Below are 15,199 nucleotides of genomic sequence, written 5' to 3'. Positions count from 1 at the left end.
CGATCACCTTTCCCGTTCGGGCTGAGCCTGTCGAACCCTTCGACGAATTCCTCTCATGTCCGACGCCACTGACTACCGCAGCACCCTCAACCTGCCCGATACCCCCTTCCCGATGCGCGGCGACCTGCCCAAGCGCGAGCCGGGCTGGGCCCAGGAGTGGGAAGACAAGGGCATCTACAAGAAGCTGCGCGACGCGCGCTGCAATGCGCCGCGCTTTGTGCTGCATGACGGCCCGCCCTATGCCAACGGCCAGATCCACATGGGCCATGCGGTCAACAAGATCCTGAAGGACATGATCGTCAAGGCGCGCCAGCTGAAGGGCATGGACGCCGTCTATGTGCCGGGCTGGGACTGCCACGGCCTGCCGATCGAGAACCAGATCGAGAAGACCTTTGGCCGCAACCTGAGCCGCGACGAGGTGCAGGCCAAGAGCCGCGCCTACGCCACCGAGCAGATCGCGCTGCAGAAGAAAGACTTCAAGCGCCTGGGCGTGCTGGGCGAGTGGGACAACCCCTACCTCACCATGAACCCCGGCAACGAGGCCGACGAAATCCGCGCGCTCAAACGCATCATGGAACGCGGCTTTGTCTACCGTGGCTTGAAGCCGGTGTACTGGTGCTTTGACTGCCGCAGCTCGCTGGCTGAGTTCGAGATCGAATACGCCGACAAGAAGTCGCAGACGCTGGACGTGGCGTTTGAGAGTGCCGAGCCCGAGAAGCTGGCCGCCGCTTTCGGCCTGGCGACGCTGGCCAAGCCGGCCTTCATCGTGATCTGGACCACCACCGCCTGGACCATCCCGGCCAACCAGGCCCTGAACCTGAACCCGGAGCTGGAATACGCACTGGTCGACACGCCGCGCGGCCTGCTGGTGCTGGCCTCGGCCCTGGTCGAGAAGGCGCTGGCGCGCTACCAGCTCGAAGGCACGGTGCTGGCCACCGCGCTGGGCGAAAAGCTCGGCGGCCTGAACTTCAAACATCCGCTGCACGACGTGGCGGACGCCGGCACCGGCCAGTACAGCTACCGCCGCCTGTCGCCGGTGTACCTGGCCGACTACGCCACGGCCGACGACGGCACGGGTATCGTGCATTCGGCGCCCGCCTATGGCGTGGATGACTTCAACTCCTGCATGGCCCACGGCGTCAAGCACGACGACATCCTGAACCCGGTGCAGGCCAACGGTGTTTATGTGGACGAGCTGCCGCTGTTTGGCGGCCAGTTCATCTGGAAGGCCGCGCCGGTCGTGATCGACACGCTGCGCGAGGCCGGCCGCCTGTTTGCCACCGAGACCATCAGCCACAGCTACCCGCACTGCTGGCGCCACAAGACGCCGGTGATCTACCGCGCCGCGGCGCAGTGGTTTGTGCGCATGGACGAGGGCGAGGGCGTGTTCACCAAGGACAAGGCGCCCAAGACCCTGCGCCAGTTGGCGCTGGACGCCATCGAGCAGACCGGCTTCTACCCCGAGAACGGCAAGGCGCGGCTGCGCGACATGATCGCCGGGCGGCCCGACTGGTGCATCTCGCGCCAGCGCAACTGGGGCGTGCCCCTGCCCTTCTTCCTGCACAACGCGACTGGCGAGCTGCACCCGCGCACCATGGAGCTGATGGACCTGGCCGCCAGCATGGTGGAGCAAGGCGGCGTCGAGGCCTGGAGCAAGGCCACGGCCGAGGACATCCTGGGCGCAGAAGCCGCCGACTACACCAAGAGCAACGACATCCTGGATGTGTGGTTTGACTCTGGCACCACCCACTACACCGTGCTGAAGAACAGCCACGCGGCGCAGTCCGCCTGGCCGGCCGATCTGTACCTGGAAGGCCATGACCAGCACCGCGGCTGGTTCCACAGCTCGCTGCTGACCGCCTGCGCCATGTACGACCGCGCGCCCTACAAGGGCTTGCTGACGCACGGCTTCACGGTGGACAGCCAGGGCCGCAAGATGAGCAAGTCGCTCAAGAACGGCGTTGATCCGCAAGTCACTGCCGACAAGCTGGGCGCCGAAATCATCCGCCTGTGGGTAGCTGCCAGCGACTACTCCGGCGACATCGCCGGCGACGACAAGATCCTGGCACGCGTGGTGGATGCCTACCGCCGCATCCGCAACACGCTGCGCTTCATGCTGGCCAACACCAGCGACTTCGATCCCGCGACCGATATCGTGGCCGATGCCGACCTGCTGGAGATCGACCGCTACGCGCTGGCCCGCGCCGCGCAGTTCCAGGACGAGATCCTGGCGCACTACGAGGTCTATGAGTTCCACCCGGTGGTCGCCAAGCTGCAGCTCTACTGCTCGGAAGATCTGGGCGGCTTCTACCTCGACATCCTGAAGGACCGGCTCTACACCACCGCGCCCCAATCGCTGGCACGCCGCAGCGCCCAGACCGCGCTGTGGAAGATCACCCAGGGCATGCTGCGCTGGATGGCGCCCTTCCTCAGCTTTACCGCAGAAGAGGCGTGGAAGCTGGTGGGCCGCTCGGAATCGATCTTCCTGGAGACCTACTCCGACTTCGGTACACCTGACGCAGCACTGCTGGCCAAGTGGGGCCGCATCCGCGAGATCCGCGACGCGGCCAACAAGGACATCGAGGCGCTGCGCAGCGCCGGCCAGGTCGGCGCATCGCTGCAGGCCGTGCTTACCGTGGGCGCGCCGCCGGAAGATCTGGCGCTGCTGCAAAGCCTGGGCGAGGATTTGAAGTTTGTCTTCATCACCTCGGCCATCGACCTGGTGGCGGGAAGCGAGCTGTCCACCAAGGCCAGCGCCAGCGCCGACACCAAGTGCGAGCGCTGCTGGCATTACCGCGCCGACGTGGGTCAGGACACTGCCCACCCAACGCTCTGCGGTCGTTGCAGCAGCAACCTCTACGGTGCCGGTGAAGAACGGAGCTTTGCCTGATGACGCCCATTCCCTACGGCACGGATAGCGGCCGCCGCCCCATGGGCGTGCTGCCCTGGCTGGCGCTGGCCGCGCTGCTGGTCGTCGCCGACCAGGTCACCAAGAGCCTGATCCTGGGTGCCTACCAGTTGGGTGACTACACCCACATCACGGGCTTCTTCAACATCGTGCGCGCCCACAACACCGGCGCGGCGTTTTCCTTCCTGGCGGATTCGTCGGGCTGGCAGCGCTGGTTCTTTACCGCCATTGGCGTGGCGGCGGCGCTGTTCATCGTCTGGATGCTGCGCTCGCACGCGGGGCAGCGCCTGTTCTCGTTCGCGCTGGCTTGCATCCTGGGCGGCGCGGTGGGCAATGTGGTGGACCGACTGATGCACGGCTACGTGGTGGATTTTTTGGACTTCCACTGGGCGGGCTGGCACTTTCCGGCCTTCAACCTGGCAGATTCGGCGATCACGATCGGTGCCATCTGCCTGATCCTGGATGAGTTGCTGCGGGTTCGGAAGAAGTAGGCCGACTCAAGTGAAGTGCTATATTGCACTTCACTTGTAACACATCGGGGTGGCGACATGAGCGAAGCAACCTTTACGTTCCGGGTTGATGAGGCCCTGAAGAATGAGTTCTCCACGGCCGCCAAAACCCGGGACCGTAGCGCCGCGCAGCTCCTGCGTGACTTCATGCGCGACTTCGTGCGGCAACAGCAGGACGCGGCCGAGCATGACAGCTGGTTGCGCCGCGAGGTGCAGGCCGGCCTGGACTCGGCCAATGCCGGCAATCTGGTCCCGGCGGCCGAGGTCGAGGCAAAGTTCGCAGCGAAGCGGGCCGCCACACGCCGCCGGCTTGAAGCCTCGACCAAGTGATGGGTCTGTTCTGGACGCCAGAGGCCATCCAGGATCGCGACGACATCTATGACTACATCGAGGCCGACAACCCGGCTGCCGCACTGGCCCTTGATGAGCTGCTCGCAGAGAAAGCGGGCCGTCTGCTTGATCATCCCGGCCTTGGCCGCCTTGGCCGTGTCGCCGGCACCCGCGAGCTGGTGGCGCATCGCAACTACATCCTGATCTACGACACCAGCGGCAACATGGTGCGCGTGCTGCGCGTCTTGCACGCGGCCCGGCAATGGCCGCCATCGCGGGAATGACGTAGACGGCTGGCGCGGCCCGATTCTTAGCCGCCCAACTACAAAATAGATAGCTAATAGCCCAGGCTACACCTGGGCTAGAGGCACTTTTTACCCAAAAAACCGAAACCCACTGCGGGTTGCAGCCCATGCCCGCGGCGTCATCACGGCGTCACACTGGAGCGTTTCAATGTAAACGATTACATCGTTCAAATTGACATGAGCATCCAGCAAGTCGCCCAGCAGGCCGGCGTATCCGTAGCCACGGTGTCGCGGGTTTTCAACCTACCGGACAAGGTCAGCCCGGCCACGCGCGAGCGGGTCACGGAAGTGGCGTTGGCGCTGGGCTATCTGCCCAATGCCAGCGCGCGCACCTTGCGCACCCAGCGCAGCCGGGTGCTGGGCGTGGTGCTGCCGACGCTGCTCAACCCGGTGTTTGCGGAGTGCCTGGAAGGCATTGCGCAGGCGGCCACGGCGGCGGGCTATGCCATCGTGCCGATCACCACCGACTACGGCATCGCCCAGGAGCAGCAGGCGGCGCAGCAACTGCTGGCGGGCAATGCGGCGGGAATGATCCTGGTGGTGTCCGACCCGGCCACGTCTGCAGTGCTGGGGCGGCTGCGCGCGGCAGGCCTGCCCTATGTGCTGCTCTACAGCCGCCATGCGGAGCACCCTTGCGTGTCCATAGACAACAGCGGCGCCGTGGCCCAGGTGGTGCAGCGGCTGGCCCGGCTCGGGCACCGCGATATCGCAATGGTCAGCGGCCAGCGCACGGCATCGGACCGGGCGCAGCAGCGCTACCAAGGCTTTCTGCAGGGCATGGAGGCCGTGCCCGGCGCGCGCACGCGCCTGCTCGAAGTGCCCTTCACCACCACCGCAGCCCAGTTGCTGGCCGAGCTGCTGACGCCACCGACACGGCCAACGGCGCTGGTCTGCTCCAACGACCTGCTGGCGATCCGCAGCCTGCGCGCCGCCCACCTGTGCGGCTTGCGCGTACCGCAGGACCTGAGCGTGGTCGGCTTCGATGGCATTGCGCTGGGCGAAGAACTGACGCCCGTGCTCAGCACCGTGGTGCAGCCGAATCACGACATCGGCCGCCGCGGCGTGGAACTGGTGCTGGATGCGCTGGCGCGCGACGCGGCGCTGTCCGCCGCCGACAGCGTGCTGCTGGAGCACGGTTTTCGCGAGGGCGAGTCGCATGCCGCCTGCCCTGCTACTGCTTCTTCCTGATCTTGCTGACCCCTTCATTCATTGCTATCCCCTGAAAGGACTTGCTATGCGCCGCTCCCTCCACCGCTGGGCCCGCCTGGGCCTGCTCGTTGCCGGCCTGGCCGCCGGCAGCGCCATGGCCCAGACCGCCATTTGCTACAACTGCCCGCCCGAATGGGCCGACTGGGGCACGCAGCTGCGCGCCATCAAGGCCAAGACCGGCGTCACCGTTCCGCCGGACAACAAGAACTCCGGCCAATCGCTGGCCCAGCTGGTGGCCGAGAAGGCCAGCCCGGTGGCCGACATGACCTACCTGGGCGTGACCTTCGCCATCCAGGCGCAGCACGAGGGCGTGGTCGCGCCCTACCAGCCCGCCGCCTGGAAGGACATCCCCGATGGCCTGAAGGACCCGCAGGGAAACTGGTTTGCCATCCACTCCGGCACGCTGGGCTTCATGGTCAATGTGGACGCGCTCAAGGGCAAGCCGGTGCCCCAATCCTGGGCCGACCTGCTCAAGCCTGAGTACAAGGGCCTGATCGGCTACCTGGACCCGGCCTCTGCCTTTGTTGGCTATGTGGGCGCGGTGGCGGTGAACCAGGCGCGTGGCGGCACGCTGGATGATTTTGGCCCCGGCATTGCTTACTTCAAGGCCTTGCAGCAGAACGAGCCCATCGTGCCCAAGCAAACCTCCTATGCGCGGGTGCTGTCGGGTGAGATCGCGATCCTGCTGGACTACGATTTCAACGCCTACCGCGCCAAGTACAAGGACAAGGCCAACGTCGCCTTCGTGATCCCGGCCGAAGGCACGATCACCGTGCCCTATGTGATGAGCCTGGTGAACAAGGCCCCGCACGCGGCTGACGCCAAGAAGGCGCTGGACTTTGTGCTGTCGGACGAAGGCCAGGCGATCTGGGCGCGCGCCTACCTGCGCCCGGTGCGCGCCAGCGCCATGCCCAAGGATGTAGAGGCCCAGTTCCTGCCCGCCACCGACTACGCCCGCGCCAAGCCGGTGGACTACGCCCGCATGGCCGCCGTGCAAAAGGCGTTCTCGGACCAGTACCTGCGCGCCGTGCGCTGAACGCCATCTGCCCATGCGTTCATCCAGCACCACCACCTCGCGCCCGCTGCTGCTGGCCTGCCTGGCGCCGGCGGCGATCTTCTTCGCCGCCTTCTGGCTGCTGCCGGTGGCCTGGCTGGTGGTGCTGCCGGCCAGCAAGGGCTGGGGCATCTACCTGGCCGTGCTGACCGAGCCGCGCTATTTGCAGAGCCTGCTCAACACCTTGCTGCTGTCGGTGGCGGTGACCCTGGTCACGCTGGTGCTGGGTTGCGCGGTGGGCATCTACCTGGCGCGCCGCCAGTTCCCCGGCCGGCGCGTGCTGCTGTCTTTGCTGACGCTGCCGCTGTCCTTCCCGGGCGTGATCGTGGGTTTCTTCGTGATCCTGCTGGGCGGGCGCCAGGGTGTGGTCGCCAGCCTGACCGAGGCCGCAGGGCTCGGGCGCATCAGCTTTGCCTATGGGCTGCTGGGCCTGTTCCTGGCCTACCTGTACTTTTCGCTGCCGCGCGCCATCTCCACCTATACCGCGGCAGCCGAGGCCATGGACATGGCGCTGGAAGAGGCCGCGCGCTCGCTGGGCGCCTCGCGGCTGCGCGTGGTGCGCGATGTCTGGGTGCCCGAGCTGGCACCCACCACGCTGGCCTGCGGCGCCATTCTGTTTGCGACATCGATGGGCGCGTTTGGCACGGCCTTCACGCTGGCCAGCAAGTTCGAGGTGCTGCCGATCACCATCTATGACGAGTTCACCAACTACGCCAACTTTGCGCTGGCGGCCTCGCTGTCGATTGCGCTGGGGCTGGTGACCTGGTTGGTGCTTTTTGTCGCGCGGCGCTTAAGTGCACAAGAATGAAACACCCCCAGGCTTCGCGCACTTCGTGTCGCTGCGCCAACCCCCTTGCAGGGGGCACATCCAGCGGCCCGGCAAAGCCGGTTCCGCGGATGTTTGCGCTTGGCCTGCTCCGGCGGCCCCCGGTACTGGTTGGTCTCATACGTCGCGGACGGCGCGTTGCGCCATAGATCATTGGATTGACCATGCGCACATCCCGCAACGCATCCCCCTTTCTGCTCGCCACTACGCTGGCCGTGACGCTCTTCATGCTGGCGCCCATGCTGCTGTCGGTGCTGGCCGGGCTGGTCAACAACTACAGCACCGGGCTGTCCAGCGGGCTGACGCTGCGCTGGCTGGCCGAGGTGCTGGACAACTATGGCGACACCGTCGCCTGGTCGCTGGCGATTGCCCTGGGCGCGGTGGCGGGCACGCTGCTGCTGGGCGTGCCCTGCGCCTATGCGCTGGCGCGCAGCCGCTCGCGCTGGGCAGGAGTGTTCGAAGAGCTGCTGACGCTGCCGGTGGCCGTGCCCGGCCTGGCGACCGCGCTGGCGCTGATCCTGGCCTATGGGCAGATCACGGCCTTCCGGCAGAGCTTTGGCTTCATCCTGGTGGGCCACATCATCTACACGCGGCCCTTCATGGTGCGGGTGCTGTCGTCAGCCTTCCAACGCCGCGACCTGCGCGCGCTGGAAGAGGCCTCGCGCTCGCTGGGGGCCGGCTTCTGGCGCTGCCTGGCCGGCGTGATGGTGCCGGCGGTGTTCCCGGCCATCGTGGCGGGCAGCCTGATGGTGTTCACGCTGTCGGTCGGCGAATTCAACCTGACCTGGATGCTGCACACGCCGCTGACCCGCACCCTGCCAGTGGGCCTGGCCGACAGCTATGCCTCGATGCGCATCGAGGTTGGCTCGGCCTACACGCTGGTGTTCTTCCTGGTGATCCTGCCGGTGCTGTGGGCCTTGCAGCACCTGGCCAATCTCTTGCAAAAACGTTACGAGACCTGATGCCATGACATCTGCCTTGGAATTCGAGCGCATCGGCGTGGACGTAAGCAACTGCGCCAAGACCTATGCCGACGGCACACGCGGCCTGCAGCCGACCACGCTGCAGGTGGCACCGGGCGAGGTGCTGGCCCTGCTCGGCCCCTCGGGCTGCGGCAAGACCACGCTGCTGCGCCTGATCGCCGGCCTGGAGTCGCCCGACGCGGGCAGCCGCATCCTCTTTGGCGACCAGGACATGACGCGCCGCCCAATCGAGCAGCGCGGCGTAGGCATGGTGTTCCAGCACTACGCACTGTTCCCGCAGATGACGGTCGAGGCCAACATTGGCTACGGCCTGCGCATCCGCGGCGTGCCCGAGGCCGAGCGCCGCCGCGCGGTGGCCGAGCTGGTGGCGCTGGTGCGCCTGGACGGCCTGCAGGGCAAGCGCCCGGCCGAGCTGTCGGGCGGGCAGCGCCAGCGCGTGGCCCTGGCGCGCGCGGTGGCCGTGCGCCCGCGCGTACTGCTGCTGGACGAGCCGCTGACCGCGCTCGACGCCAAGCTCAAGGAGTCATTGCGCGATGAGCTGGCCGACTTGCTGCGCACGCTGGGCATCACCGCCATCCACGTCACCCACGACCAGCAAGAGGCGCTGGCCATTGCCGACCGGCTGGCGGTGATGCGCGCCGGCCGCATCGTGCAGGTGGGCCGCGGCGAGGACCTGTACCGCCGCCCAAGCCACCCTTTTGTGGCCGAGTTCCTTGGCCGCGTGAACCGGCTGGAGCGCGGCCCGGCGCAACTCGCGGCCAACACCCTGCCCTTGGGCGGAATGCCGCTGGCCTGCCCGGCGGGCTTGGCCGGCCACCCGACGCTGCTGGTGCGCCCGGAAGACGTGCGCCTGGGCGCGCCACAAGCCGGCTGGGGCCGCGCCACGGTGGCGCGGCGCAGCTTCTTGGGCGAGCGCGTGCAGCTGCGCCTGGCGCTGGACGACCAGCCCGCTCTGCTGCTGGCCGACGTAGAGCGCGACAGCCCCTGGCGCGATGGCGACCAGGTCGGCATCCGGATCGCCCCTGAGAGCCTGATCCCCTCCACTGAAAGCGCCACCGCATGACCGCCCCCACCTTCCTGGTCCAGCTGACCGACCTGCATATCCGCGAGCCGGGCCGGCTCGCCTATCGCCGCGTCGACACCGCCGCCTACCTGCGCCAGACCGTTGCCGCCGTGCGCCGGCTGGCCCAGCGCCCGCATGCGGTGGTCATCACCGGCGACCTGACCGATTTCGGCCGGCCGGCCGAATACGCCTACCTGCGCGAGCTGCTGGCGCCGCTGGACATGCCGATCTACCTCATGCCCGGCAACCACGACGACCGTGCCGAGCTGCGCCGCGCCTTCCCCGAACACGCCTACCTGGGCAGCGGCCCCTTCGTCCAGTACGCGGTGGACATAGCCGGGCTGCGGCTGATCGCACTCGACTCGGTCACGCCCGGCCATGGCTATGGCAGCCTGTGCGCCGAGCGGCTGCAGTGGCTGTCGGATGCGCTGGAGGCCAGCGCCGGCCGTCCGGTGGTGGTGGCGCTGCACCACCCGCCCTTTGACACCCTGATCGGCCACATGGATGAGCAAGGCCTGCTGCAGGGCGCGCGCGAGCTGGAGGCGCTGATCGCCCGCCACCCCCAAGTCGAGCGCGTGATCGCCGGCCACCTGCACCGCGCGATCGAGGTGCGCTTCGGCGCTACCATTGCCTGCACCTCACCTGCCCCGGCGCACTCCGTGTTTCTGGACATGGCGGCCGATGCGCCCTCGCAATGGGTGATGGAGCCGGCCAGTTTCCGTATCTTGGCGCTTGCGCCCTCCGGCAAGCTGATTTCGCACCTGGTTTCCAGCACGGAAGTGGAAGGCCCCTATCCATTCCACGAGAATGGCATATTGATCGATTGATAACCGACGCACCGACAGACAGACGCTTCCCGTCGCCGCCGGTCGCGGTGCACCACCTGGGGAAGACGCGCAGCTGCGCGAGTACATGAAGCATTTGTTGAATTTGTTGGCGGCGGTGGCCCTGCTGGTGTGGGGCACCCATCTCGTGCGGACGGGTGTCTTGCGTGTGTTTGGCGCCAACCTGCGCCGCTTGCTGGCGCGCAGCATGGGCAACCGCTTTACCGCGGCGCTGTCGGGCATAGGCGTGACGGCGCTGGTGCAGTCGAGCACGGCCACCTCGCTCATGACATCGTCCTTTGTCGGCCAGGGCCTGATTGCCCTGCCGGCGGCGCTGGCCGTGATGCGCGGCGCGGATGTGGGCACCGCGCTGATGTCGGTGTTCTTCTCCTTCGATCTGTCCTGGCTGTCGCCGCTGCTGATCTTTGTCGGCGTGGTGCTGTTTGTGTCGCGCCAGGCCGGCACTGCCGGGCGCGTGGGCCGGGTGCTGATCGGTCTCGGCCTGATGCTGCTGGCGCTGCGCCTGGTGGTGGAGGCCACCGAGCCGCTGCTGGCCTCGCCGGCAGTGCGCGCGCTGCTGGCATCCGTCAACAGCGACGTGCTGATGGAGATCACGCTCGGCGCCGTGCTGGCGGTGATCGCCTATTCCAGCCTGGCCATCGTGCTGCTGATCGCGGCCATGGCCACCTCCAGCGTGGTGCCGCTGGACGTGGCGCTGGGCCTGGTGCTGGGCGCCAACCTGGGCAGCGGCCTGCTGGCGGTGCTGACCACGGCCAAGTCGTCGGCCGAGGTGCGGCAGGTGACCGTGGGCAACCTGGTGTTCAAGGTCATGGGCGTGGCCATCGTCGCGCCTTTTATTGGCCTGTGGCTGCGCCATGTACAGCCACTGATGCCCGATGCCACGCACGGCGTGGTGCTGTTCCACCTGGCCTTCAACGTGGTCATCAGCGTGGGCTTCATTGGCCTCACCAACCGCGTGGCGCGCATCGTGCAGCGCCTGCTGCCCAAGCCCGCCGCGGCCGAGTCGCAGCAGCGGCTGCAGCACCTGGACCCATCGGCGTTGTCCACGCCCTCGCTGGCCATCTCTTGCGCAGCACGCGAGGCGCTGCACCAGGCCGACGTGGTCGAGACCATGCTGGTTGGCGTGGTCGAGGTGCTGCGCCACAACGACGTGGCGCTGGCCGAGCGCCTGCGCAAGATGGACGACACGGTGGACGAGCTGTACTCGGCCATCAAGTACTACCTCACCAAGATCTCGCGCGAGGCGCTGGGTGAGGAAGAAAGCCGGCGCTGGACCGACATCATCAGCTTCACCATCAACATGGAGCAGATCGGCGACATCATCGAGCGCGTGCTGCAAGACATCGAGGACAAGAAGATCCGCAAAAGCCGCAGCTTCTCGGAGGCCGGCATGGCCGAGCTGGTCGAGCTGCACCAGCGCCTGATCGACAACCTGCGCCTGTCGATGAGCGTGTTCCTCAACGGTAATGTGCGCGACGCGCAAAAGCTGCTGGAAGAAAAAGCCCGCTTCCGCGACCTGGAGCGCGCCTATGCCACCACCCACCTCGACCGGCTCTCGGACAACACGGTGCAGAGCATTGAGACCAGTTCACTGCACATCGACCTGATCAGCGACCTGAAGCGCATCAACTCGCACATCTGCTCTATCGCCTACCCGATCCTGGACACCGCCGGCGTGCTGGCCCCCAACCGGCTGCGCAAGCCGCCGACGACCGAAGCCGCAGCAGCGCGGGACTGAAACAAAAAATATCGTAACTACTCAGCCCCCACACCGTTCGGGCTGAGCTTGTCGAAGCCCTGCCACGCATCACCAAGCCCTTCGACAGGCTCAGGGCGAATGGGGGTGAGTAGTTAAAAAATATCAGTCAAATATGCCTCCAGCCCTTATGCCACCTGGGCTTATAGCTATATAAATAATAGCATCAAGGCTTGATGGCTGAAGGCACGGCATCGGCCTCCAGCGGCGCCACCGGCCGGCGCGCATAGCGCTGGGCCAGCGCCGCGCAGACCATCAACTGCATCTGGTGGAACAGCATCAGCGGCAGCACGATGGCACCCACCGCGGGCGCGGCAAACAACACCTTGGCCATGGGCACGCCGCTGGCCAGGCTCTTCTTGGAGCCGCAGAAGACGATGGTGATCTCGTCCTCCTTGGTAAAGCCCAGGCGCCGGCTGAGCCAGGTCGTGATGAACAGCGCCGCCGCCAGCACCACCGCACACACCACCAGCAGGCCCAGCAACGCCGGCAGTGGCACCTGCTGCCACAGGCCTTCGATGATGGCCGCGCTGAAGGCGGTATAGACCACCAGCAGGATAGAGCCCTGGTCCACGTACTTGAGCGTAGCCGAGCGGCGCCGCATGAAGCCGCCAATCCAGGGCCGCAGCAGATGGCCGGCCACAAAGGGCACCATCAGCTGCAGCAGGATGCGGCCGACCGAATCCAGCGAATGCTGGGCCGAGCCGCCCGGCTGCACCAGCACATTCACCAGCAGCGGCGTAATGAACACGCCCAGCAGGGTCGAGGCCGAGGCGCTGCACACCGCTGCCGGCATGTTGCCGCGTGCGATCGAGGTGAGTGCAATCGCCGACTGCACCGTGGCCGGCAGCACGCACAGAAACATGATGCCGGTGTAGAGCTGCGGCGTGACCAGTGGCTCCAGCAGCGGCCGCAGCCCCCAGCCCAGCAGCGGGAACAGCACGAAGGTGCTGGCCACCACCAGCAGGTGCAGGCGCCAGTGCGTGATGCCGGCCATCACTGCCTCGCGCGACAGCTTGGCGCCATGCATGAAGAACAGCAGCGCAATCGCCGCCGTCGTCAGGCCGTCAAAGAAATGCGCCGTGCGGCCCGAGGCCGGCAGCAGCGAGGCCAGCAGCACCGTGCTGAGCAGCGACAGCGTGAAGTTGTCAGGAAGAAAGCGGGAGCGTGCCATGGCAGGAACAGAAGAAAAGATTGCGGCGATTGGAACTCTGCCTCATTGAAAAGACAAATCGATTTATTTGATAGATATATAATTTATACGTATGAATATCAGCTTTCGCCAGCTGCGCGTGTTCCAGGCCGCTGCCTCGCTCTGCAACTTCAGCAAGGCGGGTGAGCGCATTGGCCTGACCCAGCCCGCCGTCAGCCGCGCCATCGGCGACCTGGAGCAGGAGCTGGGCGTGCGCCTGTTCGACCGCACCACGCGCGAGGTCAGCCCCACCGAAGCCGGGCGGCGCCTGGCGGGCCACCTGGAGCGGGTGCTGGACGACCTGGAGGGCGCGCTGCTGGACGTGCGCGGCATGGCCCAGCCGCGCCGCGGCCGCGTGCGCGTGGCCAGCAGCCCCACGCTATCGGCCAGCCTGATGCCGGCCTGCATCGCCGCCTGCAGCCAGTTGCCGGGCAGCATCGAGCTGGTGCTGCTGGACCGCATCCAGCAAGACGTGCTCGACAGCGTGCGCGCCGGCGAGGTCGATTTCGGCGTGGTGGTAGACCCGGCCGATGCCGACGACCTGCACTGCGAAACCATCCTGCAAGAGCCCTTCTGCCTGGTCTGCCCCGCCAGCCACCGGCTCGCGGCCGAGGCCGGCGTGGCCTGGCAGGCGCTGGCGGGCGAGAACCTGGTGCTGCTCGACCACGCCTCAGGCAGCCGGCGCCTGATCGACAACGCGCTGCTGCTGCACGGCACCGACTGCAAGGTCGTGCAGCAGTTGGGCCACCCCACCACCATCTTCCGCATGGTCGAGGCCGGCATCGGCATCACCGTGCTGCCCGCCCTGGCCCTGCCGCCCACCGTGCCGCAAGGCCTGGTGGCGCGCCCGCTGCTACCGCATGTGAACCGCGCCATCATGCTGGCGCACCGCCGCAGCCGCAGCCTGTCGCCGGTGGCGCTGGAGGTCTGGCAGCTGGTGCGGCAGATGGCTACGCAATTGCCAGAGGTGCCAGGGATCGCGCGGGGCTGAGCCCACCCAGCCACCGGAGGCACATGAAACCGGCTGGCGCCGAAGGCCGCGGAGCAGGCCATGCCAAGACATCCGCGGAACCGGCTCTGCCGGGCCGCTGGATGTGCCCCCTGCAAGGGGGTTGGCGAAGACGCGAAGCGCGAAGCCTGGGGGTGTTTACCTTTGCAAAGTGAGGATGGTGCAGCCCGTAGTCTTGCGGGCCTCCAGGTCGCGGTGCGCCTGGGCCACGTCTTCCAGTGCGTAGCGCTGCGCGATGTGGATCTTCACCTGGCCAGACTCCACCACCTTGAACAAATCGTCGGCCATGGCCTGGGTGGACTCGCGCGTGGCGATGTGGGTGAACAGGGTCTGGCGCGTGACGTAGATCGATCCCTTGCCGCCCAGCACGGCCGGCGCAAACGGCGGCACCGGGCCGGAGGCGGCACCAAAACTCGCCATCAGCCCGAACGGGCGCAGGCAGTCCAGCGACTTGTCCCAGGTGTCCTTGCCGACCGAGTCATAGACCACCTTCACGCCCTTGCCGCCGGTGATCTCCTTCACGCGCGCGGCAAAGTCTTCGGTGCGGTAGTTGATCGCATGGCTGGCGCCGTTGGCCAATGCCAGCGCACATTTGTCGTCAGAACCTGCGGTGCCGATCAGTTGCAGGCCGAGTGCTCGCGCCCACTGGCAGGCAATCAGGCCGACGCCGCCGGCTGCGGCATGGAACAGCACGAAGTCGCCGGGCTCCAGGCCCTCGACCGGCCGCGCCTTCTTCAGCAGGTACTGCGCGGTCAGGCCCTTGAGCATCATCGCGGCGCCGGTGTCGAAAGAGATGGCATCGGGCAGCCGGCACACATTCTTGGCCGGCATCACGCGCAGCTCGCAATAGCTGCCCGGCGGCTGGGCCGCATAGGCGGCGCGGTCGCCGGGCTGCAGGTGCGTCACGCCCTCACCCACTGCCTCGACCACGCCAGCGCCTTCCATGCCCAGTTGCAGCGGCATGGCGAAGGGGTAGAGGCCGGAGCGCTGGTAGACGTCGATGAAGTTCAGGCCGATGGCGTGGTGCCGGATGCGGATCTCGCCCGGGCCGGGCTCGCCCACCTGCACGTCGACGATCTTCATCTCCTCGGGGCCTCCGTGGCGGTCAATACGGATGGCTTTGCTCATGGGTGCGCTCCTGTGGCTATCAAGGCCGGGCATCCTGCCATGAAAGCCGCAGCCGCGCAGGCTGACGGGCATCCTGGTGCCG

The 15,199-nt window shown here is 67.0% G+C and carries 14 protein-coding genes; 12 read left to right on the top strand and 2 right to left on the bottom strand.

The annotated features are described in order from the left end of the window. Positions 1–55: 55 nt before the first annotated feature. The 11 genes from ileS (at position 56) to AAFF27_06855 (ending at position 11,770) form a co-directional block, all read left to right on the top strand. Positions 56–2,890 carry an isoleucine--tRNA ligase gene (gene ileS, locus AAFF27_06905; protein XAH24916.1) on the top strand — a complete coding sequence of 945 codons (2,835 nt, stop codon included), beginning with the start codon at positions 56–58 and terminating at the stop codon, positions 2,888–2,890. Continuing rightward, the gene (gene lspA / locus AAFF27_06900) at positions 2,890–3,399 is read left to right on the top strand and encodes a signal peptidase II (GenBank protein ID XAH24915.1); all 510 of its coding nucleotides are present in this window, start codon (positions 2,890–2,892) and stop codon (positions 3,397–3,399) included. The genes ileS and lspA overlap by 1 nt, the downstream gene beginning before the upstream one ends. Positions 3,400–3,456: 57 nt before the next feature. Further along, a complete protein-coding gene (locus AAFF27_06895; GenBank protein ID XAH24914.1) occupies positions 3,457–3,747 on the top strand; it encodes a hypothetical protein in 291 nt (96 codons plus the stop codon). After that, positions 3,747–4,031, top strand: a complete 285-nt coding sequence (locus AAFF27_06890) for a type II toxin-antitoxin system RelE/ParE family toxin (protein ID XAH24913.1) — start codon at positions 3,747–3,749, stop codon at positions 4,029–4,031. Before AAFF27_06895 ends, AAFF27_06890 begins: the two co-directional genes overlap by 1 nt. Before the next feature lie 198 nt (positions 4,032–4,229). Further along, entirely contained in the window at positions 4,230–5,240 is a 1,011-nt protein-coding gene (locus tag AAFF27_06885) for a LacI family DNA-binding transcriptional regulator (GenBank protein ID XAH24912.1), read from the top strand. 46 nt (positions 5,241–5,286) lie between these two features. Then, positions 5,287–6,297: an ABC transporter substrate-binding protein gene (locus tag AAFF27_06880; protein XAH24911.1), complete on the top strand. Its 1,011-nt coding sequence runs from the start codon at positions 5,287–5,289 to the stop codon at positions 6,295–6,297. A gap of 13 nt (positions 6,298–6,310) precedes the next feature. Next, positions 6,311–7,123 carry an ABC transporter permease gene (locus AAFF27_06875; GenBank protein ID XAH24910.1) on the top strand — a complete coding sequence of 271 codons (813 nt, stop codon included), beginning with the start codon at positions 6,311–6,313 and terminating at the stop codon, positions 7,121–7,123. Positions 7,124–7,305: 182 nt separating this feature from the next. Beyond that, complete coding sequence (locus AAFF27_06870) at positions 7,306–8,103, top strand: ABC transporter permease subunit (protein ID XAH24909.1); 798 nt, start codon at positions 7,306–7,308, stop codon at positions 8,101–8,103. Positions 8,104–8,119: 16 nt separating this feature from the next. After that, positions 8,120–9,187: an ABC transporter ATP-binding protein gene (locus AAFF27_06865; protein XAH26174.1), complete on the top strand. Its 1,068-nt coding sequence runs from the start codon at positions 8,120–8,122 to the stop codon at positions 9,185–9,187. Continuing rightward, complete coding sequence (locus tag AAFF27_06860) at positions 9,184–10,014, top strand: phosphodiesterase (protein ID XAH24908.1); 831 nt, start codon at positions 9,184–9,186, stop codon at positions 10,012–10,014. Before AAFF27_06865 ends, AAFF27_06860 begins: the two co-directional genes overlap by 4 nt. 85 nt (positions 10,015–10,099) lie before the next feature. Then, positions 10,100–11,770: a Na/Pi cotransporter family protein gene (locus AAFF27_06855; GenBank protein XAH24907.1), complete on the top strand. Its 1,671-nt coding sequence runs from the start codon at positions 10,100–10,102 to the stop codon at positions 11,768–11,770. A gap of 184 nt (positions 11,771–11,954) precedes the next feature. On the opposite strand, the gene AAFF27_06850 is transcribed toward AAFF27_06855, so the two are convergent. Next, positions 11,955–12,962 carry a bile acid:sodium symporter family protein gene (locus AAFF27_06850; GenBank protein ID XAH24906.1) on the bottom strand — a complete coding sequence of 336 codons (1,008 nt, stop codon included), beginning with the start codon at positions 12,960–12,962 and terminating at the stop codon, positions 11,955–11,957. A 91-nt stretch (positions 12,963–13,053) separates the two neighbouring features. On the opposite strand from AAFF27_06850, the gene AAFF27_06845 reads away from it, so the two are divergent. Beyond that, entirely contained in the window at positions 13,054–13,971 is a 918-nt protein-coding gene (locus AAFF27_06845) for a LysR family transcriptional regulator (GenBank protein XAH24905.1), read from the top strand. 156 nt (positions 13,972–14,127) lie between these two features. On the opposite strand, the gene AAFF27_06840 is transcribed toward AAFF27_06845, so the two are convergent. Further along, the gene (locus AAFF27_06840; protein ID XAH24904.1) at positions 14,128–15,117 is read right to left on the bottom strand and encodes a quinone oxidoreductase; all 990 of its coding nucleotides are present in this window, start codon (positions 15,115–15,117) and stop codon (positions 14,128–14,130) included. Positions 15,118–15,199 lie beyond the last annotated feature (82 nt).

Origin of the sequence: Xylophilus sp. GW821-FHT01B05 (assembly GCA_038961845.1) — a bacterium.
Classification (GTDB): Bacteria; Pseudomonadota; Gammaproteobacteria; order Burkholderiales; family Burkholderiaceae_C; genus Xylophilus.
This window is presented reverse-complemented; position numbering and strand designations above follow the sequence as displayed.